Source organism: Polaromonas sp. DSP2-3-2b2, from assembly GCF_049895905.1.
Lineage (GTDB): Bacteria > Pseudomonadota > Gammaproteobacteria > Burkholderiales > Burkholderiaceae_C > Polaromonas.
On sequence record NZ_JAFCTH010000001.1, the window covers coordinates 183,876 to 208,200 of the forward strand.

At 59.4% G+C, this 24,325-nt stretch carries 22 protein-coding genes, 1 tRNA gene and 1 pseudogene; 13 read left to right on the forward strand and 11 right to left on the reverse strand.

Annotated elements, in window-relative coordinates:
• Positions 1-36 precede the first annotated feature (36 nt).
• Together ureG and ACP7AD_RS00875 are read left to right on the forward strand one after the other, a co-directional pair.
• Positions 37-693, forward strand: a complete 657-nt coding sequence (gene ureG / locus ACP7AD_RS00870; protein WP_426145155.1) for an urease accessory protein UreG — start codon at positions 37-39, stop codon at positions 691-693.
• 60 nt (positions 694-753) lie between these two features.
• Positions 754-843, forward strand: a tRNA-Ser gene (locus tag ACP7AD_RS00875).
• Between the two features lie 203 nt (positions 844-1,046).
• Here ACP7AD_RS00875 and ACP7AD_RS00880 read toward each other — a convergent pair.
• The 6 genes from ACP7AD_RS00880 to ACP7AD_RS00905 all read right to left on the reverse strand — a co-directional run bounded on the left by ACP7AD_RS00880 (position 1,047) and on the right by ACP7AD_RS00905 (position 5,757).
• Complete coding sequence (locus tag ACP7AD_RS00880) at positions 1,047-1,622, reverse strand: hypothetical protein (protein ID WP_426145156.1); 576 nt, start codon at positions 1,620-1,622, stop codon at positions 1,047-1,049.
• Between the two features lie 30 nt (positions 1,623-1,652).
• Positions 1,653-1,883 (reverse strand): hypothetical protein, encoded by a 231-nt coding sequence (locus tag ACP7AD_RS00885; protein WP_426145158.1) that lies wholly within the window; start codon positions 1,881-1,883, stop codon positions 1,653-1,655.
• Positions 1,884-1,901: 18 nt separating this feature from the next.
• On the reverse strand, positions 1,902-3,092 hold the full coding sequence (hemW, locus tag ACP7AD_RS00890; protein ID WP_426145159.1) for a radical SAM family heme chaperone HemW: 1,191 nt from the start codon (positions 3,090-3,092) through the stop codon (positions 1,902-1,904).
• The gene (gene rdgB, locus ACP7AD_RS00895) at positions 3,089-3,718 is read right to left on the reverse strand and encodes an RdgB/HAM1 family non-canonical purine NTP pyrophosphatase (RefSeq protein ID WP_426145160.1); all 630 of its coding nucleotides are present in this window, start codon (positions 3,716-3,718) and stop codon (positions 3,089-3,091) included. Before rdgB ends, hemW begins: the two co-directional genes overlap by 4 nt.
• A gap of 132 nt (positions 3,719-3,850) precedes the next feature.
• Entirely contained in the window at positions 3,851-4,753 is a 903-nt protein-coding gene (locus ACP7AD_RS00900) for a PP2C family protein-serine/threonine phosphatase (protein ID WP_426145162.1), read from the reverse strand.
• On the reverse strand, positions 4,750-5,757 hold the full coding sequence (locus tag ACP7AD_RS00905; RefSeq protein WP_426145164.1) for a serine/threonine protein kinase: 1,008 nt from the start codon (positions 5,755-5,757) through the stop codon (positions 4,750-4,752). Before ACP7AD_RS00905 ends, ACP7AD_RS00900 begins: the two co-directional genes overlap by 4 nt.
• Positions 5,758-5,825: 68 nt before the next feature.
• Here ACP7AD_RS00905 and ACP7AD_RS00910 point away from each other — a divergent pair, with 68 nt between their 5' ends.
• The 4 genes from ACP7AD_RS00910 to ACP7AD_RS00925 all read left to right on the forward strand — a co-directional run bounded on the left by ACP7AD_RS00910 (position 5,826) and on the right by ACP7AD_RS00925 (position 10,016).
• Positions 5,826-6,743, forward strand: a complete 918-nt coding sequence (locus tag ACP7AD_RS00910) for a YicC/YloC family endoribonuclease (protein WP_426145165.1) — start codon at positions 5,826-5,828, stop codon at positions 6,741-6,743.
• Between the two features lie 53 nt (positions 6,744-6,796).
• Positions 6,797-7,417: a guanylate kinase gene (gene gmk / locus ACP7AD_RS00915; protein WP_426145167.1), complete on the forward strand. Its 621-nt coding sequence runs from the start codon at positions 6,797-6,799 to the stop codon at positions 7,415-7,417.
• Between the two features lie 39 nt (positions 7,418-7,456).
• Positions 7,457-7,660: a DNA-directed RNA polymerase subunit omega gene (gene rpoZ, locus ACP7AD_RS00920; protein WP_029523754.1), complete on the forward strand. Its 204-nt coding sequence runs from the start codon at positions 7,457-7,459 to the stop codon at positions 7,658-7,660.
• A gap of 109 nt (positions 7,661-7,769) precedes the next feature.
• Complete coding sequence (locus ACP7AD_RS00925; protein ID WP_426145169.1) at positions 7,770-10,016, forward strand: RelA/SpoT family protein; 2,247 nt, start codon at positions 7,770-7,772, stop codon at positions 10,014-10,016.
• 46 nt (positions 10,017-10,062) lie between these two features.
• Here ACP7AD_RS00925 and greB read toward each other — a convergent pair whose 3' ends face one another.
• Together greB and ACP7AD_RS00935 are read right to left on the reverse strand one after the other, a co-directional pair.
• Positions 10,063-10,635, reverse strand: a complete 573-nt coding sequence (gene greB / locus ACP7AD_RS00930) for a transcription elongation factor GreB (RefSeq protein WP_426145171.1) — start codon at positions 10,633-10,635, stop codon at positions 10,063-10,065.
• Between the two features lie 407 nt (positions 10,636-11,042).
• Positions 11,043-12,086, reverse strand: coding sequence for a sulfate ABC transporter substrate-binding protein (locus tag ACP7AD_RS00935; protein ID WP_426145173.1), 1,044 nt, complete (start codon positions 12,084-12,086; stop codon positions 11,043-11,045).
• A gap of 22 nt (positions 12,087-12,108) precedes the next feature.
• Here ACP7AD_RS00935 and ACP7AD_RS00940 point away from each other — a divergent pair, with 22 nt between their 5' ends.
• Both ACP7AD_RS00940 and ACP7AD_RS00945 read left to right on the forward strand, forming a co-directional pair.
• Positions 12,109-12,390: a hypothetical protein gene (locus ACP7AD_RS00940; RefSeq protein WP_426145175.1), complete on the forward strand. Its 282-nt coding sequence runs from the start codon at positions 12,109-12,111 to the stop codon at positions 12,388-12,390.
• 299 nt (positions 12,391-12,689) lie between these two features.
• Positions 12,690-13,541: an endonuclease/exonuclease/phosphatase family protein gene (locus tag ACP7AD_RS00945; RefSeq protein ID WP_426145176.1), complete on the forward strand. Its 852-nt coding sequence runs from the start codon at positions 12,690-12,692 to the stop codon at positions 13,539-13,541.
• A gap of 95 nt (positions 13,542-13,636) precedes the next feature.
• Here the strand turns inward: ACP7AD_RS00945 and ACP7AD_RS00950 are convergent, their stop codons facing one another.
• Positions 13,637-13,831 (reverse strand): hypothetical protein, encoded by a 195-nt coding sequence (locus ACP7AD_RS00950; RefSeq protein WP_426145178.1) that lies wholly within the window; start codon positions 13,829-13,831, stop codon positions 13,637-13,639.
• A gap of 438 nt (positions 13,832-14,269) precedes the next feature.
• Between ACP7AD_RS00950 and ACP7AD_RS00955 the strand changes: the two genes are divergently transcribed.
• The 3 genes from ACP7AD_RS00955 to ACP7AD_RS00965 all read left to right on the forward strand — a co-directional run bounded on the left by ACP7AD_RS00955 (position 14,270) and on the right by ACP7AD_RS00965 (position 19,698).
• Positions 14,270-15,814 carry a CHAD domain-containing protein gene (locus ACP7AD_RS00955; protein WP_426165937.1) on the forward strand — a complete coding sequence of 515 codons (1,545 nt, stop codon included), beginning with the start codon at positions 14,270-14,272 and terminating at the stop codon, positions 15,812-15,814.
• A 294-nt stretch (positions 15,815-16,108) separates the two neighbouring features.
• Positions 16,109-18,064, forward strand: coding sequence for a DUF47 family protein (locus ACP7AD_RS00960; RefSeq protein WP_426145182.1), 1,956 nt, complete (start codon positions 16,109-16,111; stop codon positions 18,062-18,064).
• Positions 18,061-19,698 (forward strand): PEP/pyruvate-binding domain-containing protein, encoded by a 1,638-nt coding sequence (locus ACP7AD_RS00965; protein ID WP_426145184.1) that lies wholly within the window; start codon positions 18,061-18,063, stop codon positions 19,696-19,698. Before ACP7AD_RS00960 ends, ACP7AD_RS00965 begins: the two co-directional genes overlap by 4 nt.
• A gap of 137 nt (positions 19,699-19,835) precedes the next feature.
• On the opposite strand, the pseudogene ACP7AD_RS00970 reads toward ACP7AD_RS00965, so the two are convergent.
• Positions 19,836-20,443 (reverse strand): annotated as a pseudogene (locus ACP7AD_RS00970) (MFS transporter); the annotation flags it as partial.
• A gap of 82 nt (positions 20,444-20,525) precedes the next feature.
• Positions 20,526-21,617, reverse strand: coding sequence for an iron-sulfur cluster carrier protein ApbC (gene apbC / locus ACP7AD_RS00975; protein WP_426145186.1), 1,092 nt, complete (start codon positions 21,615-21,617; stop codon positions 20,526-20,528).
• 282 nt (positions 21,618-21,899) lie between these two features.
• Here apbC and metG point away from each other — a divergent pair, with 282 nt between their 5' ends.
• Positions 21,900-23,990, forward strand: a complete 2,091-nt coding sequence (gene metG, locus ACP7AD_RS00980; RefSeq protein ID WP_426145188.1) for a methionine--tRNA ligase — start codon at positions 21,900-21,902, stop codon at positions 23,988-23,990.
• Positions 23,991-24,023: 33 nt separating this feature from the next.
• Entirely contained in the window at positions 24,024-24,254 is a 231-nt protein-coding gene (locus ACP7AD_RS00985) for a hypothetical protein (protein ID WP_426145190.1), read from the forward strand.
• The last annotated feature ends 71 nt before the right edge of the window (positions 24,255-24,325 follow it).

Below are 24,325 nucleotides of genomic sequence, written 5' to 3' on the forward strand. Positions count from 1 at the left end.
AGCGCCGCCCTTTTGAACTGTCCAAGGAAAGTCCGCATGAGCCTGCACCACATCGCCAACCGCACCAAGAAACTGCCACCCCTGCGCGTGGGCATAGGCGGCCCCGTCGGCTCGGGCAAGACCACCCTGCTGGAGATGCTCTGCAAGGCCATGAAAGACAAATACGACCTGGTGGCCATCACCAACGACATCTATACCAAGGAAGACCAGCGCCTGCTCACCGTCAGCGGCGCGCTCGACGCCGAACGCATCATGGGTGTGGAAACCGGCGGCTGCCCGCACACGGCGATCCGCGAGGACGCCTCAATCAATTTAGAGGCCATAGACCGCATGCTGGAGGAGTTTCCCGATGCCGACGTGGTGTTCATCGAGTCTGGTGGCGACAACCTGGCGGCCACCTTCAGCCCGGAACTGAGCGACCTCACCATCTACGTGATCGACGTGGCTGCCGGCGAAAAAATCCCGCGCAAGGGCGGCCCGGGCATCACCAAGAGCGACCTGTTCGTCATCAACAAGACCGACCTGGCACCCTACGTCGGCGCCGATCTAGGGGTGATGGAGGCAGACACGATCCGCATGCGCACCACAGCCAAAGGCCTGAAGCCTTTCGTCATGACAAACCTCAAAACCAACACCGGCCTGGCCGAGGTGGTCGCCTTCATCGAAACCAAAGGCATGCTGCAGGCGGCATGATCCATATTTTTCAAGGCCGCATCCGAAGTCGCCATGCCCTGCGGTTAAACTAGTCGGCTTGGAAGCGTGGCAGAGCGGTTGAATGCAGCAGTCTTGAAAACTGCCGAGGATGCGAGTCCTCCGTGAGTTCGAATCTCACCGCTTCCGCCAAGAACCCTAGCATGCAGGCTTCATGGCAATCAGGGGACGCTCCCCGCACTGTTACCCCCACCGCTGAAATGCCTGAAAACAGTTTCTCATGGCGACCAGAGGCAGCCAGTCCTTCGGGCGATCGGCATCAACTCAAAAGTTTAAAAATCCAGTCTGGCGACACGTCTGGTTCCGCAGCCAAGCCACAATGAGCGGACTCGCTCTTACAGCAGGAACGAGCGCGTAAAACTGGAAACGTACTCCGAATCCGCCTTCAATTTGGCGGCCAGCGCCTTGTGGACAGGCGCATAGGCAATCTTCTCGCTCATCTCCACAAAAGGCGTTTTCACCCGGTCGCCGTCCGCGTCGACCCAGAACCCCTCCCGCGCCAAGAGCACGGCGTTGAGTTTTCGCGAGACAGTTCGGTCATCGACTTTTTTCTCATCGGTGAAAAGCATCGCGGCGCCCACGTGGCCGTCGTCGAAGGTGTAGGCTGCGGTGGCAAAAATATCGCCAAACGGCGTGATGATGCGCAGGCGGGCCAGGCCATCTCCTTGCGGCATCGGCTCTGAAGAAATATCGAGGCTGAAGAGCGCAGGCCTGAACTGGTCGAACAGCGCGAAAAACTGCGCATGGAGCTCCCGGGCGTGCTCGACGCCCTTGTTCAGCTTCTCAGCCCTTGTCGCATCCTGGTATTTCTTGAGTTCTAGGTTCGCCACATTCACCTCCAAACGCCAATATCGGCACTCGAAAGGTAGCACTTCTTCTTGGCGCCGGGCCATGCCCGCGTGAAAAATCAAGCGACTTTTTCTGGCTCGGGCTCAAGCAGGTCAGCGCTTCTGGCTTGCCTGCCCTTTTTCCATCTGCTGAAGCTGGCGCTTGCGTTTGCTCTTGTTTTTCGATTCCGGCTCGGCAGGCCGGTCGCGCAGGGCTTTTGCCCCGCGCTCTTGGGCGTCTTTTTTCTGCTTTTTCTTGCGAAAATGCATGAAGGTGCGCCCCAGGCCGAAGCTCACGGCGGTGCTGAGGGTCAGCAGGACAATGCTTGAAGTTTCCAGTTCCATGGTGTGAGGGGTGCCCGGTCAGTCGGCCAGGAAAAGCGATTGCAGGTCGTTCAGAAAGTCAAAACCGCGCTCGGTCGGCTTGACGTGCACAAAATCGCGCTCGACCAGCCCCTTGCGCTCGGCCTCTTCCAGCCCTTTCTGGATCGCGGTGAACGGCAGGCCGGTCTTGTCGGCAAAGTCCTGCAGCTTGAAGCCGTCCCGCAGCCGCAAGGCGTTGAGCATGAATTCAAACGGCAGATCGGCGCGGCTGACCTCGGTTTCCTGCGTCACCGCTTGGCCAGCCAGCGCCTTGTCCATGTAAAGCTTGGGTTCGCGGTAACGCACCTGGCGAACCACCCGGTGCGCAAAACTGAGCTTGCTGTGCGCGCCGGCGCCAATGCCCAGGTAGTCGCCGAACTGCCAGTAGTTGAGATTGTGAAAGCAGCGGTGGCCGTCCTTGGCATAGGCCGACACTTCATAGCGCTGCAGCCCGGCGCTTTCCGTCATTTCGGTGATCTGGTCGAGCATGGCGTAGGCCGTGTCCTCCTCGGGAACCACTGGCGGAAACTTCGCAAAGTAGGTGTTGGGCTCGATCGTCAGGTGATAAATCGAGATGTGGGGTGGGTTCATGGCCAGCGCCTGGCGCATGTCCTGCGCCTGGTTTTCGAGCGTCTGGCCTGGCAGCGCGTACATGATGTCGAGGTTGAAGGTGTCGAAGGCCTGCGCCGCCTCTTCCACCGCCGCAATCGCCTGGGCGCGGTCGTGCACACGGCCCAGTGCCTTCAGGTGAAGGTCGTCGAAACTCTGCACGCCGACCGACAGGCGATTCACCCCGGCGCTGCGAAACGCCTTGAAGCGGTCTTTCTCGAACGTGCCCGGATTGGCTTCCAGGGTGATTTCGCAGTCGGCCGATAGCTTGAGCCGGGCGCGGATGTCGCCCAGCAAGCGGTCGATGGCCTGCGGCGAAAACAAGCTGGGCGTGCCGCCGCCAATGAAAATGCTGTGCACCGTGCGGCCCCAAATCAGCGGCAGCGACGCCTCCAGGTCGGCCACCAGCGCATCGATGTAGCGCTGCTCGGGCATCTCGCCGGCCACTTCGTGCGAATTGAAATCGCAGTACGGACATTTTTTGATGCACCAGGGTAAATGCACATACAGCGACAGCGGCGGCAAGGCCGCCAGTTGCAGCGTGCCAGCGCGCATGTAGTGCTGGACATCGTGCGGGCTCATGGCGCGGTGCGTCCAGTTGACAGCCAGCGTTCGCCCAGCAATTCAATCATCTGCCGCATGGCCTTGCCGCGGTGGCTGTTGGCATTCTTCACGCTGACCGGCAGTTGCGCAAAGGTCTGGCCGAACGCGGGAACGAACATCACCGGGTCAAAGCCAAAGCCGTTGCTGCCCACGGGCGCCAGGGCGATTTCGCCGGCCACGCGCCCGCTGGCGATCAGCGGCTCGGGGTCATCTGCGGAGCGCACCGCGACCAGCGTGCTGACCAGGGCTGCGCGCCGCTGCGCGCGCTGCGTCAGGTGGGCCATTTGCTCCAGCAAGGCCTTGACGTTGTTGTCGTCGCCCTTGGCATAGCCAAACTGCGTGGCATAAAACGCGGTGTCCACGCCGGGCTGTCCGCCAAACGCTTCCACGCACAGACCGGCGTCATCGGCCAGCGCCGGCAGGCCGCTGAGGTTTGACGCATGACGCGCCTTGGCGAGCGCGTTTTCGACAAAGGTGCGAAACGGCTCTTCGGCCTCCGGAATGGCCAGATCGGACTGCTTGAGCAGCTGCAGGCCGAGCGGCGCCAGCATGGCCTGGAGCTCGGCCAGTTTGCCCTGGTTGTTTGATGCAAGAACAATTTTCATGATGGAATAGGGCTTTTGCGCTTACCTGGTGTGCGTAAGCAGCTATTAATTTAATAGTGAATGCTGTTGCAGCAGCAATGGGGGAAACAGATTTACCAAGGCCTGCGGGCCGGGGCAGGTTAATGGCGCCGATCAGGCTTTCCTGGCAGCCGAACGGCGGATGGCCGCGTTGATTTCAGCAATCGAGCGCTCGATCATGGCTTCATCGAGGTCGTCGGCCTGGGTGTCAAAGCCTCCTGCATCGAGCGTGGAGGCGAAACCGCCGTCCATCGCACTGTCGGCAGCGCCGAGGCGTGTGGGCGCAAACACATCGGGCGTTTCCCATTCCATGGCCAGCACGGTCACGTTGTCGCTGTGCTCGCCCCCGGCCAGCAAGGCGCTTTCGACCAAGGCCGGGACCGCCTTGGAAACGCTCTGGCCGCTCAGTTGCGCAACGATTTCCACATCGCTCAGGCTGCCCCACAAACCGTCCGAGCAGAGCATCAGCTTGTCGCCCTGCTGCAAGGCAAATGGACCGGCAATCTCCAGCGTCGGCTTGGCGGGCGAGCCCAGGCAGGTGAACAGGATGTTGCGGCTCACGGGCTCGAACTCGTGCAGACCGGCCCGCTCCTGCTCAAGAAATGAATGGTCGCGGGTACGCATCAGCAACTGACCATCGCGCACCAGGTACAGACGCGAATCTCCGCAATGCACCCAGGTGGCACTGGCACCCTGCACCACCGCCGCCACCAGCGTGGTTCGCGGGGTGTCAAGCATTCCTTTCTGGGACGCATGGCGAATGATCCGGTGATGCGCAGCCATCGCCGCGCTGGCAAGAAATTCAGCCGGATTGCCGATGGTGGGTTTGGCTTCCTTCTGGTACAGGGCCGAAATCGTGTCGAGCGCGAGCTGGGCGGCGACTTCTCCTTCAGGATGTCCGCCCATGCCGTCAGCCAGCACGAACAGGCCCGACTCGCGGGTGTAGCAGTAACCCATGCGGTCTTCGTTCATGGCCCGGCCGCCGATGCGACTGAGCTGAAAAACCGAAAATTTCATTTGAACCGGGTTCCCAGCACATTGGCCTTGCGCGCTGTTTTCTTGGTGTCGGATACCACGCTGTCAAACTGCAGCCGAACCCGTTCGCCGACCGTGAGCTTGGTGTAGCGGCGCGCGCTTTCCCGGCTCAGTTCCTTTTGCAGGGCAAACACCGATTGCGGCCGGGCCAGCGGATCGAGCGCCATGCACCACTGGACGACCTCGATCAGGTTGTCGGAATAAACACCGCGCAGCCGGGACAAGGCCAGCAACAGCCGGTCTTTTTCAATCCGCTGCGGTGCGTCGTTGGGCGGATAGCCCTGCATGCTGGCGTAGATGCACGCGCCGATCGCATAAATGTCGGTCCAGGGGCCCATGGACGAATCGCGTCGGTACATTTCTGGCGCTGCAAAGCCGGGCGTGTACATGGGGCGGATAAAGTTGCCCTCCTTGCTCAGCACCTCTCTGGCTGCGCCAAAGTCAATCATCACGGCCCGGTTGTCGTCGGTGATGAAGATATTTGCCGGCTTGATGTCCAGGTGCAGCATCTTGTGCTGGTGCACGATGCGCAGCCCACGCAGGATTTCGTCGAACAGCGAGCGAATGGTGGATTCGCGAAACACCTTGGGTTTTTTCAGGTCGCGGGCGGTGATGATGAAGTCCTGCAGGGTTCCTCCCTCCAGATAGTTCATGACCATGTAGACGGTTTCGTTCTCGCGAAAGAAGTTCAGCACACTGACCACCGAGCCGTGCGAAATCTGGGCCAACGAGCGGCCTTCTTCGAAAAAACTCTTCAGGCCCAGTCGATACAGCGAAAGTTTTTCAGGCAGTACCTGCGGCAGCAATTCGCCGACGGCGCGGCTTGCCAGGGACGACGGCAGGTACTCCTTGATGGCAAACTGCTGACCCTCACTGTCAACGGCCAAGTAAACTACACCGAATCCACCGGCCGAAAGCTTTCGTTCAATGCGATAGCCCCCGATCATGGTGTCAGGCGGCAGGGATGAAGGCTTGACCTTTGACATAAATTCTCTGGTGGGCTGGGTGAAAATTCGCCCAGTCTCTTTTCTCTTTAGTAAGGCGTAAAAAGCTAATGTCAGTTTACAGCATGACGGGCTATGCAAGCCTGCAGTCCAGCACCGCGCAAGCGGCACTTGAAACCGAACCGTCACAGGGCAGCAGTTCCCGGCTGGGCATTGAAATCCGTTCCGTCAACAGCCGCTTTCTGGACCTGACTTTCCGTCTTCCCGATGAATTGCGCCAGGCCGAACCGGCGCTGCGCGAGCTGCTCACCAGCACGCTCAAGCGCGGCAAGGTCGAGGTACGCGTCTCGCTTGAAAGCACGGCGGTCAGCAGCCTGCGCGCGCCAACACCTGCCACGCTGCAGCGGCTGGGCTCGCTTGAAGACAGCATCAAGTCATGGTTGCCGCAGGCTGCACCGCTCAGTGTGGCGGACGTGCTGCGCATTGCCACGAACGAAGATAAAAAGCCGCATGATTTCAGCGAGGAATTGCTGCAGACCGCCCGACAGGCGGTGCATGAGCTGATGGCTGCGCGTGAGCGCGAGGGCGCCCGCCTGAGCCTCATGCTGCTGGACCGGACAGCCCAGTTGCGGGCGCTGGCTGAATCTGCCGTGCCCATGGTCCCCAAACTGGTCGAGCAGCAAAAAACCCGCTTTATGGAACGCTGGAAAGAAGCACTGGCGCTGGGCAGCAGCAGCGTGCTGCCGGAAATCGCCCAAGACCGGGCGCTGACAGAGGCGACCGCGTTCGCCATTCGGATTGACGTGGCCGAGGAAATCACCCGCCTGGCATCGCACCTTGATGAAATCGACCGCCTTCTGGCCGGCGGCGGCGAACTGGGCAAGCGCCTGGACTTCCTGATTCAGGAACTCCACCGCGAGGCCAATACCCTGGGCTCCAAATCGGCGTCGCTGGAACTGACGCATGTGTCGGTCGACATGAAGGTGCTGATCGAGCAGATTCGCGAGCAGGTCCAGAACATCGAATGACCCCGCAAGCTCCCTATAACTTCTAAATCAATAGCAAATATCGCTCGCCAAGTATGGACTATCCCGGAAATCTCTTTGTTGTAGCCGCCCCCAGCGGGGCCGGTAAATCCAGTCTGGTCAAAGCCCTGATGGAACTCGATTCGGCCATCCAGCCGGCGGTTTCGCATACCACCCGCCCGCCGCGCGGACAGGAAAAGCACGGCAGGGAATACTTTTTTCTCTCGCCCGAAGAGTTCGACAGCATGGTGACGCGCGATGCCTTTCTGGAGTGGGCGCATGTCCATGGCCACCGCTACGGCACGTCGCGCCACACCATTGAGGAACGGGTTGCGCATGGCGCCGACGTGATCCTGGAAATCGATTTTCAGGGCGCCATCAACATCAAGCAGATTTTTGCCAATGCGGTCCTGATCTTCATTCTTCCGCCAAGCTGGGAAGAACTGCGCTCGCGCCTGCAACGGCGCGGGGAAGACAGCGCAGAGGTCATCGAACTGCGGCTCCAGAACGCCGCCGTGGAGATGGCACAGGCGCAAAAATTCGACTTCGTTATAATCAACGAGTTGTTTGAACGGGCAGTTTTCGACTTGAAAACCATTGTGCATGCCCAGCGGCTGAAATATTCGGCTCAGCGACGCGCCAGAGCCGAGACTTTCATGGCGCTTCACATTCCCTAAATAACCGCCCCCAAGTCAGCGATCACTTGAAAGAACACCATGGCCCGCATTACCGTTGAAGACTGCCTCGAAAAAATCCCGAACCGCTTCCAGCTGGTTCTGGCTGCCACCTACCGCGCCCGCATGCTCAGCCAAGGCCACGCCGCCAGGATCGAAAGCAAGAACAAGCCCGGCGTGACCGCCCTGCGGGAAATCGCCGCAGGCAAGGTTGGCCTCGAAATGCTGAAAAAAGTGCCCAACTAGAACTGCCAAATCCATGAAAAAAGCACCTAGCAAGGTGCTTTTTTCATTTTCAAAGCCTTCTAAAGCCATTTTCCATCGACTTTGTTCAGCTGGCGTTACAGTCGGGGATATGAACGCAATGCCGACCACCGCCGTTCCCCACAAGCCGACACCTGCCGCAGCCAATGCGGCGGCGGCAAGCTTTGCGGCCCTGACCGCCAAACTCGACTACCTGAACGCCGCCGATATAGAAAATGTCAGGCAGGCCTACCGCTTTGCCGACGAGGCCCATCTGGGGCAGTTGAGAAACAGCGGCGAGCCCTACATCACGCATCCGATTGCCGTGGCCCAGCAATGCGCCGAATGGAAACTCGATGCGCAAGCCCTGATGGCGGCGCTGCTCCACGACGCAATGGAAGACTGCGATGTCAGCAAGCCCGAGCTGATCGAGCGCTTTGGCGCGCCAGTAGCCGATCTGGTCGACGGGCTGACCAAGCTGGAAAAACTCGAATTCAACACCCGCGAAGAAAATCAGGCGGAGTCATTTCGCAAGATGCTGCTGGCCATGGCGCGCGATGTGCGGGTCATACTGATCAAGCTGGCGGACCGCATCCACAACATGCGAACGCTTGGCGACGCGCCGCGCACGAAATGGAAACGGATTTCCAGCGAAACCCTGGACATCTACGCCCCGATTGCGCACCGCCTGGGCCTGAACTCGACTTACCGCGAACTGCAGGACCGGTCGTTCCAGCACCTGCATCCGTGGCGCTATGCCATTTTGTCCAAGGCCTTGATGCGGGCGCGAGGACGCCGGCGCGACGTGATCAAGCGGGTTCAGTCGGAAGTCGAGGCGGCCTTTGCCACGGCGCAGATTCCCGTGCGGATCTATGGGCGTGAAAAAACGCTTTATTCGATCTACCACAAGATGGACCAAAAGCACCTGTCTTTTGCGCAGGTAACCGACCTGTACGGGTTCCGGGTCATCGCGAACGATGTGACCGCCTGCTACAGCGCCATGGGCATCCTGCACCAGCTCTACAAGCCCTTGCCGGGAAAGTTCAAGGACTACATCGCCATTCCCAAGGTCAACGGCTACCAGTCGCTGCACACCACGCTGGTCGGCCCGTTCGGAACCAACATCGAGTTCCAGATGCGCACCGATGCGATGCATGTGGTGGCCGAGGCGGGCGTGGCCGCCCACTGGCTGTACAAGGCGTCCGATCCGAACAGCGACACCTCGCAGCGCCTGGGAACCAAATGGCTGCAGTCACTGCTCGACATCCAGCAAGAAACCCATGACGCAGCCGAGTTCTGGGACCACGTCAAGATCGACCTGTTCCCCGAGGCGGTTTACGTTTTTACCCCCAAGAGCCAGATCATGGCGATGCCGCGCGGCGCCACGATCGTTGACTTTGCCTATGCCATTCACAGCGATGTGGGACACCATGCGATTGCCGCCAAGGTCAACGGCGAACAGGTCCCGCTGCGTACCGAACTGCTGAACGGTGATGTCATCGAAATCATCACCGCGCCGGTTTCCACACCGAACCCGGCCTGGCTGGGATTTGTGCAGACCGGCAAGGCGCGCTCAAAAATCCGCCATCACCTCAAGAGCATGGCGATCACTGAATCGCAGGAACTCGGCGAAAAGATGCTCGCCCAGGCGCTGCGGGCCGAAGGCATAGACCGGCAGCATCTTTCGGAAGACGACGACGCTCACCACGCGACCTGGGAAAACATCCTTCGCTTCACCGGCAACCGTTCGCGCGCCGAGTTGCTGACCGACATCGGCATGGGCAAGCGCATCGCCAGCATGATCGCCAAGCGCATCGTCTCGCTTCTGGCTGAGAAAGGCGAGAAACCCGATGCCTTGCTGATGAGCCGGGAACGCTATATTCCGCACGAATCCATCTCGCAAGGCGGCTTGGTGCTCGATGGCAGCGAGAAAAGCTCGGTCCAGTTTGCCCGATGCTGCAGCCCGATTCCCGGCGACGCCATCGTGGGTTACCTCGGGCGGGGCGAGGGCCTGTTCGTGCACACCGAGGACTGCGCAGTGGCCAAGCGCCTGCAGCAACGCGACATTGAGCGCTTCATCGCCGTCGACTGGTCCGACGAGCCCACCAGAGCGTTTGAAACCAATCTCATGGTCACGGTTTCCAATGGCAAGGGCGTTCTGGCCAAGGTGGCTGCCGCGCTTGCCAGCGCCGAGGTGGACATCACCCATGTGGACATGGGCCATGAGCCGGCAAACGGCGCCACCGACCTGAGGTTCAGCGTGGCAGTGCGCGACCGCGTTCACCTGGCCGCAGCGATGCGCAATGTCAGGCGCGCGCCGTCGGTGCTTCGGGTGCAGCGCTTCAAGGCCAGCGCCTGAAGCGCGTGGCCTTTGCCTTTGCCTTTGCCTTCGTGCATTGAACGATTCAAGCTTGCCCGCCCTCCGTGCCGGACTTCGGATAGTCCACTTTCAGCACTTCCAGCAACTGCATTCCCTGGGGCGTAACCAGGGTCACTTCGTCGCTCGTCCGCGCTTTCAACAACGCACGGGCCACCGGCGAAATCCAGCTGATCTGCCCCATGGCACTGACGGCTTCGTCAATGCCCAGAATGGTCACGGTTCTTTCTAGCCCTTGCTCATCGGCATAGGTGACCGTGGCGCCAAAAAACACCTGGTCATTGCCGTGGTGAATGCCAGGGTTGCTGATTTCAGCGATTTCAAGCCGCTGCGTCAAAAAGCGGATACGCCGATCAATCTCCCGAAGGCGCTTTTTGCCGTACAGGTAATCGCCGTTTTCAGACCGGTCGCCGTTGCTCGCCGCCCAGTGAACGACATCCACGATCTTGGGCCGCTCGTTGTCGATCAGGTCGAGCAACTCCCCCCTCAAACGCGCATAGCCTTGAGGCGTGATGTAGTTCTTGCCGCTGGCCGGCTGGCTGGGAACGGGAAGCTCGTCCTCGTCGTCAGCATCGGTTTCTTTGGTGAAGGCTTTGTTCATGCTGGCGCCAGAATAGCATTCGCACACACCGCCGATGCCCGGTGCAAACGGTGCTAAACGAAAAACCTGCAACTTTGATTGCCGGCTTTTCCCTTCCTGTGCGACCACCCGCATTGAATCCCGAAAACGATTAAAAAAATCTAGAGAAAAGCGGTGAGGAAACGATGAAAAAGAACAGAATGCTATCAAATAAATAGCTGCCTGCGCCCGTGCTTATTGCGCAAAAGGCATATTTATTCATCAACCCATCCAGCGCAGGCCATGCGCGGGCGTTGCGGGCCAGGCCAGATCGCATGACGGCGCTTCTTCAGCCGGCGGCTGCAGCACGCGCTCCGGAATCCTTTTTTCGTGGCGTTCTCTGTTTTTGCTCTGCGTAAGGGGGGCTTGGTGCTTGCGATGGCTGGGGCTTATTTCTGCGTGTAGATCTGGTCGAACGAGGCGCCGTCGGCGAAGTGGTCCTTGTCGGCCTTGGTCCAGCCGCCAAAACCCTGGTCAATCGTGAACAGCGTCAGCTTGGGGAACTGGCTGGCGTACTTGGCCTTGGCCTTCTCGCCGGTCGGGCGGTAGTAGTTGCGTCCGGCAATGTCCTGGCCTTCGTCGGAATAGAGGTAGTCGAGGTAGGCGGTGGCCACGGCGCGCGCGCCTTTCTTGTCCACGTTTTTATCGACCAGCGTCACCGTGGGTTCGGCCAGAATGCTGATCGAAGGAACGACGACCTGGAACTTGTCGGCGCCAAATTCCTTGAGCGCCAGGAAGGCTTCGTTTTCCCAGGCCAGCAGCACGTCGCCCACGTTACGCTGGACAAAAGTGATGGTCGAGCCGCGCGCGCCGGTATCCAACACGGGCACGTTCTTGTACAGGTTGCCGACAAACTCCTTGGCCTTGGCCTCACTGCCGGCGTTCTTGCGCTTGGCGAATTCCCACGCCGCCAGGTAGTTCCAGCGTGCGCCGCCCGAGGTCTTGGGGTTGGGCGTGATGACGGCCACGCCCGGCTTGGTCAGGTCGTCCCAGTCCTTGATGCCCTTGGGGTTGCCCTTGCGCACCAGAAACACGATGGTCGAGGTGTAGGGCGCCGAGTTGTGCGCCAGGCGCTTTTGCCAGTCCTTCGGAATCAAGCCGCCGTTCTTCACCAGCGCATCGACGTCGCCCGCCAGCGCCAGCGTGACCACATCGGCGTCGATGCCGTCGATCACCGAGCGCGCCTGCTTGCCCGAGCCGCCATGCGACTGCTTGATCGTGACAATCTGGCCGGCCTTGGCCTTCCAGTATTTGGCGAAGGCGGCGTTGTAATCCACGTAGAGTTCGCGTGTCGGGTCGTAGGACACGTTGAGCAGCGTCACGGGTGGCTGCTGGGCATGACCGACCAGGCTGGCGCCGCCAAGTGCCGCCCCGAAGCCCAGGGCCAGCAAGGCACGGGTTGAGAAATTAACAAAGTGACGACGTGTGGCCATGGCGATTTTCCCCGATCAATAGATGCAAAAAGTTGAATGCGTGGATTTTGAAAGCATTTGTTTAAAACTCAAAAGAATAATAAGTAACTTCTTTATGCAAAAAAATGGTTTTCATCCGCTGGGGGTTCCGGCTTACAAACGCGCTGTTAGCGCCAATCCGGTTTTGATCCAAGCTGCCGATTTCAACTGGCGAATGGGAAACCCGTCAGATAAGACGATGTGCCTGGAATTTTCGGATCCATGGATGGATCAACGATTTTCGGCCGCCTGGCCCCAACTTTGTTGGCGCCGATTGAATACGTAGGCGATCAAAACCACGCAAAACCTGCATGAAATTAAACGCGCATGTTTTCTAAGTTACCAACGGGTGAGTAAAAATGCCGTATCAAAAATGTGAGCGTATGAAGTCGTCTGCAGGCAACACTTGACCTGTTTTCTGGATTGCATGTTCCATGATCGAAGTGATAAGGTGGCTCTTGCTTGAATTGAGTAGCCATTCTGTTTTGTGCTGACTGCACTGGGGCGGTGCGTCATTGACCAAGGTGCGCTTGGGTAATCGCCAACTCAGGCGATTGCTGTTTGGACCAAATTTTCGGACGAAGTATGCAACTCATTACCTGGAACATCCAATGGGGACGCGGCGCCGACGGCAGGGTTGATCTTGACCGGATCGTGGCCCATGCACGCCGCCTGGCTGATTTCGACGTGCTTTGTCTCCAAGAAGTCTCCGCCGGTTATCCCGAATTGCCGGGCTGCGATGGTCGGGACCAGTTCCAGGATTTGGCCGGTCTTCTGACGGGCTATACCGCAGTCGCGGGCGTGGCCACCGATATCCCCCATCCAGCGGGTGGTCGCCGCACATTCGGCAACATGATTTTTTCGCGTTTTCCTGTGCTGCAGGTATTTCGTCACCTGTTGCCATGGCCGGCTGATCCGGGTGTTTCCAGCATGCAACGGATTGCCCTGGAAGCCACGCTGGACACACCTTTGGGTTTGGTGCGCGTCACGACCACCCATCTTGAATACTATTCCAGCCGACAGCGCGCTGCTCAGGTAGAGCGGATGCGCCAATTGCATCAGGAAGCCACAGCCCAAGCCCATAGCCTGCGACCGGGCCAAATATCCGAAGGTCCGTTCTTTTCCGTACCACGTGCTGCGGCATCGATCCTCACTGGTGACTTCAACTGCCTGCCTGAGTCTGCTGAAATGGCGCGAATGCTGGCTGCGATGGACGATGCCACGCGCCCTTACCGTGATGCTTGGGAAATTACCCATTATGGCCAGCCACATGCCCCAACAGTGGGCATTTACGATAAGACCCAGTGGCCCGACCCCCCGCTCACCTTAGACTTCATCTTAGTTAGCGAGGATCTTGCGCACCGGGTAAAGGAAGTGCGAGTGGACGCGATGAGTGACGCATCTGACCACCAGCCTGTACTGCTTGTACTGGTCTGATGAGGAAAAAAGCCCGACAAGTCCGGTTCAGCGTCTGATTTTGAGATCAAACGCCGAGATTTTTGCAGCAACTTAGCGTCAGCCAAGCCAGCTTTTCACTGCATGGGCGTGGAGAACTCTTCCTTGTGTTCCCAGTGTCGACCTTGGTTTTCACTAGAACGATTCTTTGAAATCCTAGTCGCGTTTAAATCAATTTCATGCTTCACCTGCATGACCAACTCATCGTCCGGGCCATACCGGCACTGCAGTTTTTGGCAGAGTCGTTCCAGATTTTGAATGTGTTTGCGCATCAGCTTTTTCTCCACTTAAAAGTCACAATAGCCTCTGAAAATGCCTCAAACCGCTCAACTCTGCACCGAAAATGTGAAAGTCCGCGTCAGTGACAACGAATCCATGCAAAACCGCATGCAGGCATCGAATTCAAAAGTGTAACAAGAAATACAAGAGAACCGGGCATGGCTGGCTGCAGGACGCCGTAGCCGGAACTGTTGGCGGATTTACTTGTTTACGCTTTGCCTACGTGCTGTCAAGCCGCGTATTTTGCATGCTTGTCCTAAAAGGCCTACCTTAAATTGGTAGAAGTTCGTAACTTAAAACGGGACTTCTAAAGGCTGATCAAGCAGCTTTCCTGAGCTTGGGCGACCTTGGGTAAAAATTGACTACAGCTGCCGTAACAATTTTCAGTTGCACACACTCAGCCAGCCCGGCATCCTCTGGCAGGTCGCTCCTTGAACCATCAACTTGTGAAATTTGAACGGAACGCCATGAAAAAAGACGACGCCTTGTCCCCCCGACCAGAAGAGATAGAACTCAAGCTTGCGCTACCAGCATGCGATCCCGCTGAACTGGAAAAGAAACTGGCCCGCATGCCAGGGCTGGCGCGCAACAAGCCAAGCCACCTGCAGTTGCACAACACCTATTACGACACCCCTGAGCAAACGCTGCGCCGCAAGCGCATGGCCTTGCGGCTCAGACGCGTAGGCAGCGATGCAAAACCCGAATGGCTGCAAACCCTCAAGATGGGCGGCACAGGCAACTCGGCCTTGAGCCAGCGCGGCGAATGGGAAACCTCCGTGCCTGGTGGCGAATTGGACTTGCCTGCGCTTAAAGCCACGCCCTGGTCGGACATCGATCCTGACGGCGATCTGTTTCGCAAGCTTGTTCCGTGCTTTGTAACAAGCTTTGACCGGACCAGCTGGACCGTGCGCAAACGTGACGGCAGTGTTGTGGAGGTGTCGCTGGACGTCGGGCAGATAGTGGCTCAAGGCAAGAGCGTTCCTATCTTCGAGCTCGAACTCGAACTGCTGGCAGGCCAGCCAGCAGCGCTGTTCGGTCTTGCCCAGCAGATCGCACGCAGCATCGCGGTGGTGCCGGAAACCCGGAGCAAGGCCGAGCGTGGCTATGCATTGGCCGAGGATTCTCTGAATCGCCCACTGCGAGCGCAGCCGCCACAGTTGACCGCCAAAATGGCACCTACCGAGGCGGCGCAATATGTGCTCCGGGAGATGTTTTGTCAGTTCACGGCCAACCTCAACACCTTGCGTCATTCGAATGACCCCGAAGTCCTTCACCAAGCGCGGGTCGGCTGGCGACGATTTAGAAGTGCCTTTCGGCTTTTCAAGCCCGTCCTTGATGCCGATACGGTGCCCTCCAGGGAACCACTGGAAACGCTTTTGACGCTGGTGGGTGAACTGCGGGATCTGGATGTGGCCCGAACTGAAACCCTTCCAAAGTTCACGGACGCCTACATCGCAGGCAATGCCCGCCGGGAAGAAAAGTGGCAGGCGTTGAGCCAGGCCTTGACGCAGGCAGCAGACGTTCAGCGAAAAGCTGTTTGCTACGCACTTGCCGTTCCATCGGTCGGCGCGGCCTTGCTTGCCATCACGCAATGGCTGGAAGAGCTGACCCATAATCAGGAATCGGAGAATGCTCGGGATGCTCTCAAAATTTCACTTCGCCGCTGGGCCAGGCGTCGCATTGCCCGCCTGCACAAGCAGCTCACAAATGCGCTGCAGGATGTCGACACGCTCGAAGGTCAACACCGCGCCCGCATTCTGGCCAAGCGAACCCGCTATGGCATCGAAGCGTTGAAACCGCTCTTGAGCCGGCGTCGCACCAAACCCTGGTATCGGCAGGCCACGGATTTGCAGACGAACATCGGCATGGCGCGCGATGTTGTGCAGGCAAATCTGCTGGTGGTGAAAGTGCAGGCAGACCATGAACTGGCAGAGTTCTTGCGCGGCGTCGCGGTGGGTCAGGAGCGTTCGGGTTGACTTTCAAATCTGACCATGCCTCTGAAAAAACCTATTCATTGCTGAGTATTCAATTCAGACAAGAAAAACCGAAATGATGAAAACATCAAGGGCGCGGTGACGATGAAATGCAGAAGTCAGATTCTGCTGTCAATCGCTTCGCGGTTCAGCCACGGCGGAAATCTGTTTGACAAAAGTGGGGGAGCCCTTGTGGCCGAGGTAAGGAGCTAAAAAAGAAAGTCTGTTGTTGTCATTCATTTGACACATCCAACTTTTAGCATTTCTTGTGAATTTCACTCCATATCGAGAGTTCACATGCTTAAAGAAAAAGCGGTCGCATCCCTGGGGCAGTCATCCCTGTTGATGCCCGCCTGGGTCAAAGCGGCGCTGCTGGCGAATGATCGCCTGAAGTTGTACCTGACGATGATTCAGTCTGCGGCCCAGCATGCCGCTTCGCCGGACAACCCTGCGGCAGACTGGGGGCGGGAGCTTGCGCAGTGCGGCCTGCATGGCGCGGCATGGCTCCAGGAACTGGTCAAGACGGCTTACCTTGATGACCGGACGCTGGTTATTCCCCAGCTGGGGCAGTTGATTGATTCGCTGGCGTCGGATTTATCCCTGATGGCCCGTCCTCTTGCCGAAGGTGGGCGTGAACGTCATCCGGAGCTGATGGCCCGGCGGGACCTTTGGTTGCAGAAACTCCATGTTATGGAAGACGAGGAAGGGCTTGGCCCTCAGGCAATGGCTGAGCTGACCCGTGGAGACCGAAAGCACGGCGACAGTTTCCATATCCTGGTGATGGATTTGCACAAGCAACTCAACGCCATGGCCAGCGAGATCGCCACCGAAGACATTGAAGGCGCCCACGTCTGGCAGATCGACGAAGCCGACCGCCCACTGATCAAGGCCTTCATGCGGGGCCTGCATCGAACGGCGCCGCTCAAGTTTTCCCACCCCGGCCTGGATACCGCCGTAACCCGCAATGACTCGCAACTCCTGATCCAGAACGACATTGGCACCAACGATGTGCATGTCTTGGTGATCGAGGTGGAGCAGCGCACCATCAACCTGACCTATTCCGATCTTCATGCCGGACGCTTTGAATTTTTTCGCCAGATGCTGCAGGCTGCAGGTTTCGAGTGGACGGTGTATGACCCCGTAACCTCCGACGGTCTGAATGCAGGCAAGCCGTACCAGATGGGAAAGGCCAAACTCAAAGCCAATGACGACAAGACGCTCATGGACGGACTAGAGACCGTCGCATCGCGCATCGTGTTCGTCATTGACTGGAACCGTGCTCGCAAGCGTCTGCAGAACTTCGTTAAAAAGCCTCAGGCGCAGGCAATCCTGCGCCGAGCCGCAGATGAGGAATTGGGGCATATGGCATGGCTTCTGGCGGGCGGGGAACGACTGGTTTTCAGCGCGATGCAGGCGGTGGACAGCGAGTCTTTTCGCGTCGGTGATCGTCTCGATGACGTTCTAGGGGAGGCTTCGGCAAGCGAATTTTTAATAGAGCTCCTACGCATGTCCAGCATCATGCTGCGTCAGCAGCAGCCTGTGGCACTGGTGGCCGACGAAGCACAAATGCTGCTCGCTCGCGTGCTGCGCCAGCGCACTTTTGAGTTCGATTTGCTGGCTGAGCATGCGGCGTACTGTCATGCGATTGCGCTGGCACTTTGCGATGCACTTGAAAACGGAGCAGTGATGGATTCGTCTCAAAGTGCCAGCCTCGTGCTGCGTGCCAAGACCTGGGAACGGCAGGCGGATCATCTGCTGATGGACGCTCGCCAGCGCGCGGAGAGGCAAAGCCGGTGGCGCCCGTTAGTAGAACTGCTGGAGAAGTCGGATGACGTGGCCGATGCACTGGAAGAAGCCTTCTTCATCCACTCCATGACACTGGGGGAGCCTCTTCAGGGGCTCCCAGCACCGGTCACCGAGGCGCTACGCAAGCTGGCGGACACGACCCTTGCGGCCATTCAGGACCAAGTCAAGGTCATCGAGATCGCACGCCAGGTGAGTGAGCACGGCGACGCTGCCGACAGCGACTTGTTTTTGCAGACACTCTGGCGCATGTTGCGCGCGGAGCGGCTGTGCGATGAATTGTCGCGTCAAGCCCGCAAGAGCATCGTCATCTCGCTTCATGCCTCGCCTGCCGGCATGCTCCTGGCCAGCGACTTGGCCACCACGATCGAAAAAGCTTCTGACGGACTGCTCGCAGCCGGTTATGCGCTGCGAAAGATGGTCCTCACCAAAACAGGTATGACTGCATGAACTCAGTAAGCCTCTGGCCCAAACATCTGTATCTGATTGCCGAGGGCAACACGCCGCCTCATCACAAGCCAAACCGGGAGACCATGGGATCGAAGGCCTACAACCTTCTGCGCATGACGGGTATCGGCCTCCCCGTTCCGCCGGCGCTGGTGATCGGCACGCACTACGCAAAATCACCTGAAGAGTGCATGCTGCCCGTGTTCACCATCGGGCTGCCGGCGCTGCAAGAAGCGACGGGACACGTGCTTGGCGATGTGCGCAGGCCATTGATTGTTTCGGTTCGCTCTGGCGCGCCCGTGTCCATGCCGGGCATGATGGAAACGCTGCTCAATATCGGACTATGTGACCAGACCCTGCCCGGCCTGCTGCGCCAGACCGGCAATCCCAGACTGGTCTGGGATGCTTACCGCCGTCTTGTTGCCAGCTATGGCGAAGTAGTCGCAGGCTTGCCAGGCTCCCTGTTTGAGGACGAGATCGAGCGCGTTACCCAAGGGCGCGACGAGCGGCAGTTGGACTTCGCTGAATTACGCAGCCTGACGCGCCAGTTTCTTGCGCTGTACCGGTTGCACGCTGGGCAGCCCTTCCCGCAGGATGCCAATGCACAGCTGTCAGGGGCTATTCGGGGAGTTTTTATGTCATGGCACGCGCAAAAGGCGCAAGCCTACCGCGAGATCAATCAGATCGACTCTGCCATGGGAACGGCCGTGACAATTCAAAGCATGGTGTTTGGCAACAGCGGTGGACATTCGGGTGCCGGCGTCGGCTTCACCCGCAACCCCACAACCGGGGAGCGCCAGCCATGGGTGGATTTTCTGGCCAATGCCCAAGGCGAAGACGTCGTTTCAGGCCGGAGGAATGCCCACGGACACGAGGCTCTGGCCAGCATGGCGCCGGACGCCTGGCGCAAGCTGCAGGACGCTTTGCAGACCTTGGAGCGGGAATTTTCGGATATGCAGGATTTTGAATTCACGGTACAGGACGGCGTTTTGCACATGCTGCAGACACGGTCTGGCAAACGAACGCCCCTGGCGGCCGCCCGCATCGCATTGGACCTGCTCGATGAGGGCCTAATAGATGCTGCCACCGCCCTGGAGCGCACAAAGGACTTTAGGGAGGAAGAGCTTGGTACGGTGCAACTGGCGTCGCAAGGCGACCCGGATGCGCAGGCCAGCACGATCGGTCGTGCCCTATCGGCATGCTCCGGCGTGGTATCCGGTGAAATTGTCTTGGACAGCGCACGCGCTGCAGCTCGTGCCGCTGAAGGCGCCAGCCTGGTTTTGGTCCGACAGGACGCCGAGACCAGTGACATCGCTGCGCTGGAATTTGCAGCAGGCGTACTGACGCAGCGGGGCGCGCGGACTTCCCACGCCGCCGTGGTGGCCCGACAGCTGGGTAAAGTCTGTCTTGTCGGGTGTGAAACACTGCGGATCGACCTGAGCGCACGGACCGTCCGCCTAGGGGACCTGCTGCTCAAGGAAGGAGATGTCATCAGCCTGGACGGCAACGAAGGTAACGTTTACGCCGGCGGGGTTGCCGCCGTCTTGGTGCCCGATGGCGCTCTGATCAAGCGACTCAGAGCACTTCGAGCGGCGCAGACCCCCACCCGTCATCAACACAAACACAGCACTTCGTGAGTGCCGCGATTCCACCTGCGTATTCCGGCGATCGTGACCGACGATTCTGGTTTGTCGTGACCGCTGATTCTGGTCGATCGTGACCGATTTTGTGCTTGGACCGGAATGACCGGTCACGATCGACCAGAATACCCACAGCCGGTCTCCGGCACGCGGTAGGTCAGCGCACCGGCCATCATGAAGACAAAGTAAACCAGCGCCATCACCACAAACGTCTGCGTCACACCGGCATCAAAGGGGGTGGCGAAGTACTGCATCAGGTCAGCCGCCAGCGGCGAGCCGATCATGGCGCCGCCGCCAAAACCCATGATAGCCATGCCCGTGGCCATGCCCCGGCGGTCAGGAAACCATTTGATGAGCGTGGAAACCGGCGAAATATAGCCCAGGCCCAGGCCGATGCCACGCCGGCCTTGCGCGGGCCGGCGCGCTCCAGCCAGCCGCCCCAGATCGCGGCCGACGAGCCGAGCAGCACAAAGAACAGGGTGTACATCCAGCCCAGCGTGGAGATTCTCCAGTCGCACCGGGTGGTGAACAACTCGGCCCAAAAGCCCATTTCCGGGCCGCACGTGAGCGGCTCCTTGATGCCCAGCGCCCTGGACAGGGGTAGCCAGAACACCGAAAAACCGTAGGCCTTGCCAATGCACAGGTGAATGGCCAGCGCGGCCGGCGGCACCAGCCAGCGGTTAAAGCCCGGACTGGCAATGATCCTTTCCTTATCCAGAAAGCCCGAGGAAGAAACTGCCATGGTGATGGGTTCTGAAAAGTTCTTGAAAAGAAACCCGCCCACCTGCTGCCATGCCGGGCGGCGCTCGCTCAGCGCCAGCCGGTCAGGTGTTCTTGCTGATCGTGATGGTCGGGAACTTGGCCGAGAAATCCTTGGCCTTGGCCGCGACAGTGATCGCGACCTTGCGCGCCACGGCCTTGTAGATGCCGGCCACGTCGCTGTCAGGGTCGGCCACCACGGTCGGCATGCCGCTGTCTGCCTGCAGGCGGATCTTGATGTCCAGCGGCAGCGCGCCGAGGTAGTCCATCTGGTAGTCGGCTGCCATTTTCTTGCCGCCGCCCTCGCCAAAAATATGCTCGGCATGGCCGCACTGGCTGCAGATGTGCACCGCCATGTTTTCGACAATGCCCAGGATCGGCACACCGACTTTCTCGAACATCTTGATGCCTTTTTTGGCGTCGAGCAGGGCGATGTCCTGCGGCGTGGTGACGATGACCGCGCCGGTCATGGGCACGCGCTGGCTCAGCGTCAGCTGGATGTCGCCGGTGCCGGGCGGCATGTCGACGATCAGATAGTCCAGGTCTTTCCAGTTGGTCTGGCGCAGCAGCTGCTCCAGCGCCTGGGTGGCCATGGGGCCGCGCCAGATCATGGCTTCGTCCTGCGCGACCAGAAAACCGATGGACATGACCTGCAGGCCGTAGTTTTCCATCGGCTCCATGTTCTTGCCGTCGATGCTTTCGGGCCGGCCCTCGATGCCCATCATCATCGGCACGCTGGGGCCGTAGATGTCGGCGTCCAGCAGGCCAACGGCCGCGCCTTCGGCCGCCAGCGCCAATGCCAAGTTGACGGCGGTGGTGCTCTTGCCCACGCCGCCCTTGCCCGAGGCCACGGCGATGATGTTCTTCACATTGGGCAGCAACTGCACGCCGCGCTGCACGCTGTGGCTGGCGATTTTCACGGTGACGTTGACCGACACATTGCCGACGCCTGCCACGCCCCGGGCGGCGGCGATCAGGCTTTTGCGCAGGCTGGCGATCTGGCTTTTGGCCGGATAGCCGAGTTCGATGTCAAAAGACACATCGTCGCCATTGATCTGAAGATTTTTCAGCGCCTTCGTCGTGACGAAATCCTTGCCGGTGTTGGGATCGAGCACCGTTTGCAGCGCGTTCAAAATTGCCTGTTGTTCTACAGCCATCGGGAAAATCTCCATGTGATTCGGACAAGGCAAGCCGCCACTTTTTCAAGCAAAATGCGCGGGCTGCCGGGGTTGGTAGCGAGTCTAACGCCGCCGCACTGGCCGGCGTTGCCTGGGGGAAATCAACTTGCTATTTATTCAATAGCAAGTTGCGCCCGCAGGACAAGCGCAAGCAGCCGATTTCATGCATAAAACCTTCAGGACTCGGGGTCCAGGGCGGCGCTCAAGCCCGGGTCACCCCTTAAAATCAAAAGTCAGCCTCTACCGCGAAATGCCTTCAACATGACCCAGCGCCGCCTCTTCGTCACCACCGCCCTGCCCTACGCCAACGGCAACTTCCACATCGGCCACATCATGGAATACATCCAGGCCGACATCTGGGTGCGGTTTCAACGCATGCAGGGCAATGCGGTGAATTTTGTCGGCGCCGACGATGCGCACGGTGCGCCCATCATGATTGCCGCCGAAAAAGCCGGCAAGACGCCGCAGCAGTTCGTAGCAAGCATCGCCGCCGGCCGCAAGCCCTATCTGGACGGTTTTCACATTGCTTTTGACAACTGGAGCTCGACCGACTCGCCGGAAAACCATGAACTGGCCCGGCAGATCTACCGCGACCTGCGCGACAACCCGCAAGGCTCGCTGATCGAGACCAAAGTCATCGAGCAGTTCTTCGACCCCGAAAAGAACATGTTCCTGCCCGACCGCTTCATCAAGGGCGAATGCCCGAAATGCCATGCCAAGGACCAGTACGGCGACAACTGCGAGGTCTGCGGCGCGGTGTATGCGCCGACCGACCTGATCAAGCCGTATTCGGCGCTGTCGGGCGTCACGCCGGTCCTCAAAAGCTCAGAGCATTTTTTCTTCAAGCTGTCGGACCCGCGCTGCGTTGAATTCCTGGAAGGCTGGACGCAAGACGGCAAGCTGCAGCCGGAGGTGGCGAACAAGGTCAAGGAATGGTTCAGCGTGCGCACCAATGCCGACGGCACGCAGAGTGAAGGCCTGGGCGACTGGGACATCAGCCGCGATGCGCCTTATTTCGGCATCGAGATTCCCGATGCGCCGGGCAAGTATTTCTATGTCTGGCTGGACGCGCCGGTCGGCTATTTGGCGTCGCTGAAGAACCTGCTTGACCGGCGCGGCGAAAGCTACGACGACTACATGGCCGACCCAAAGCTGGAGCAGTACCACTTTATCGGCAAGGACATCGTCACTTTCCACACCCTGTTCTGGCCGGCGATGCTGCATTTCAGCGGCCGCAAGACGCCGGACAACATTTTTGTGCATGGATTTTTGACGGTGAACAACGGCGAAAAGATGAGCAAAAGCCGGGGCACCGGCCTGGACCCGCTCAAGTACCTGAGCCTGGGCATGAACCCCGAATGGCTGCGCTACTACCTGGCCGCTAAGCTCAACGCGAAGAATGAAGACATCGACTTCAATGCCGACGACTTCATGGCGCGGGTGAACAGCGACCTGGTGGGCAAGTTCATCAACATCGCCAGCCGGGCGGCGGGCTTCATCGCCAAGCGCTTTGCCGGCAAGCTGGGCGAAGTCTCGGGCGACGGCGCGGCGCTGCTCGACGGCCTGCGCGCCCAGTCAGGCGCCATCGAACTGCTGTACGAAGGCCGCGAATACGCCAAGGCGCAGCGCGAAGTCATGCTGCTGGCCGACCAGGTCAACGCCTACGTGGACCAGAACAAGCCGTGGGAGCTGGCCAAGAAGGAAGGCATGGAGGCGCGCCTGATTGACGTCTGCACCGTCTGCATCGAGGCCTTTCGCCTGCTGACGCTCTACCTCAAACCCGTGCTGCCCGCGCTGGCCGCGCAGGTCGAGGCCTTTTTGAAAACCGGCCCGCTGACTTTTGCGGACGCGGCCGGCAGCCTTGGAAACGGCCACCTGATTGGCGACTACAAGCACCTGATGCAGCGCGTCGATGCCAAGCAACTTGAAGTATTGTTCGAGCCTCCCGCGCAGGACGCACCCGCGCAAGCAGCTATCGAATCCGTAGCTCCCGGCGGAGAGGACATCGCGCCCGCCATCACCATCGACGATTTCGCCAAGGTCGATTTGCGCATTGCAAAAATCGTCAATTGCGAAGCTGTCGAAGGCTCGACCAAGCTGCTGCGCCTGACGCTGGACGCCGGCGAAGGCCGGATGCGCAATGTCTTCAGCGGCATCGCATCAAGCTATAAACCTGACGACCTGATCGGCAAGCACACGGTGCTGGTCGCGAACCTGGCGCCGCGGAAAATGAAGTTCGGCATCAGCGAAGGCATGGTGCTGGCCGCCAGCCATGCCGACGAAAAAGCCAATCCAGGCATTTACGTGCTGGAACCGCTGCCGGGCGCGACGCCGGGAATGCGGATTCATTGAGCCGATTAAAGACAAACCCCACGGAGCCCGGCCATGACCGCATTGCCTTACTTTCTTGCACGCGGCCTGGCCGCAGCAGCGCTCATCGGCGTGTCGGCTGCTGCCCTGCAGGGATGTGCGGTTGTCGCCGTCGTTGATACCGTGGCCTCGGTGGCGGTCGGCACGGTCGGGCTGGCGGCCAGCGCCGTCATCGGCACGGCGCGCATCGCCGGCTCGGCCATTGGCGCCACGGCCGATGCGGTGCTGCCCGCATCGGAGAAATAAGGCGACGCGCTGAACCGTCCGGGTTCGTCATTGTGCAGGCGGGAATGCCGGTGATTTTGCGGTTTCCGTGT

Excerpts from the sequence above, each read along its gene's own strand:
- rpoZ (WP_029523754.1), top strand. The coding sequence starts at position 7,457 with ATGGCCCGCATTACCGTTGAAGACTGCCTCGAAAAAATCCCGAACCGC.
- ACP7AD_RS00985 (WP_426145190.1), top strand. The coding sequence starts at position 24,024 with ATGACCGCATTGCCTTACTTTCTTGCACGCGGCCTGGCCGCAGCAGCG.
- greB (WP_426145171.1), bottom strand. The coding sequence starts at position 10,635 with ATGAACAAAGCCTTCACCAAAGAAACCGATGCTGACGACGAGGACGAG.
- ACP7AD_RS00965 (WP_426145184.1), top strand. The coding sequence starts at position 18,061 with ATGAACTCAGTAAGCCTCTGGCCCAAACATCTGTATCTGATTGCCGAG.
- metG (WP_426145188.1), top strand. The coding sequence starts at position 21,900 with ATGACCCAGCGCCGCCTCTTCGTCACCACCGCCCTGCCCTACGCCAAC.
- ACP7AD_RS00905 (WP_426145164.1), bottom strand. The coding sequence starts at position 5,757 with ATGTCAAAGGTCAAGCCTTCATCCCTGCCGCCTGACACCATGATCGGG.
- rdgB (WP_426145160.1), bottom strand. The coding sequence starts at position 3,718 with ATGAAAATTGTTCTTGCATCAAACAACCAGGGCAAACTGGCCGAGCTC.
- hemW (WP_426145159.1), bottom strand. The coding sequence starts at position 3,092 with ATGAGCCCGCACGATGTCCAGCACTACATGCGCGCTGGCACGCTGCAA.
- gmk (WP_426145167.1), top strand. The coding sequence starts at position 6,797 with ATGGACTATCCCGGAAATCTCTTTGTTGTAGCCGCCCCCAGCGGGGCC.
- ACP7AD_RS00885 (WP_426145158.1), bottom strand. The coding sequence starts at position 1,883 with ATGGAACTGGAAACTTCAAGCATTGTCCTGCTGACCCTCAGCACCGCC.
- ACP7AD_RS00960 (WP_426145182.1), top strand. The coding sequence starts at position 16,109 with ATGCTTAAAGAAAAAGCGGTCGCATCCCTGGGGCAGTCATCCCTGTTG.
- apbC (WP_426145186.1), bottom strand. The coding sequence starts at position 21,617 with ATGGCTGTAGAACAACAGGCAATTTTGAACGCGCTGCAAACGGTGCTC.
- ACP7AD_RS00935 (WP_426145173.1), bottom strand. The coding sequence starts at position 12,086 with ATGGCCACACGTCGTCACTTTGTTAATTTCTCAACCCGTGCCTTGCTG.
- ACP7AD_RS00900 (WP_426145162.1), bottom strand. The coding sequence starts at position 4,753 with ATGAAATTTTCGGTTTTTCAGCTCAGTCGCATCGGCGGCCGGGCCATG.
- ACP7AD_RS00910 (WP_426145165.1), top strand. The coding sequence starts at position 5,826 with ATGTCAGTTTACAGCATGACGGGCTATGCAAGCCTGCAGTCCAGCACC.
- ACP7AD_RS00945 (WP_426145176.1), top strand. The coding sequence starts at position 12,690 with ATGCAACTCATTACCTGGAACATCCAATGGGGACGCGGCGCCGACGGC.
- ACP7AD_RS00925 (WP_426145169.1), top strand. The coding sequence starts at position 7,770 with ATGAACGCAATGCCGACCACCGCCGTTCCCCACAAGCCGACACCTGCC.
- ACP7AD_RS00940 (WP_426145175.1), top strand. The coding sequence starts at position 12,109 with ATGCAAAAAGTTGAATGCGTGGATTTTGAAAGCATTTGTTTAAAACTC.
- ACP7AD_RS00950 (WP_426145178.1), bottom strand. The coding sequence starts at position 13,831 with ATGCGCAAACACATTCAAAATCTGGAACGACTCTGCCAAAAACTGCAG.
- ureG (WP_426145155.1), top strand. The coding sequence starts at position 37 with ATGAGCCTGCACCACATCGCCAACCGCACCAAGAAACTGCCACCCCTG.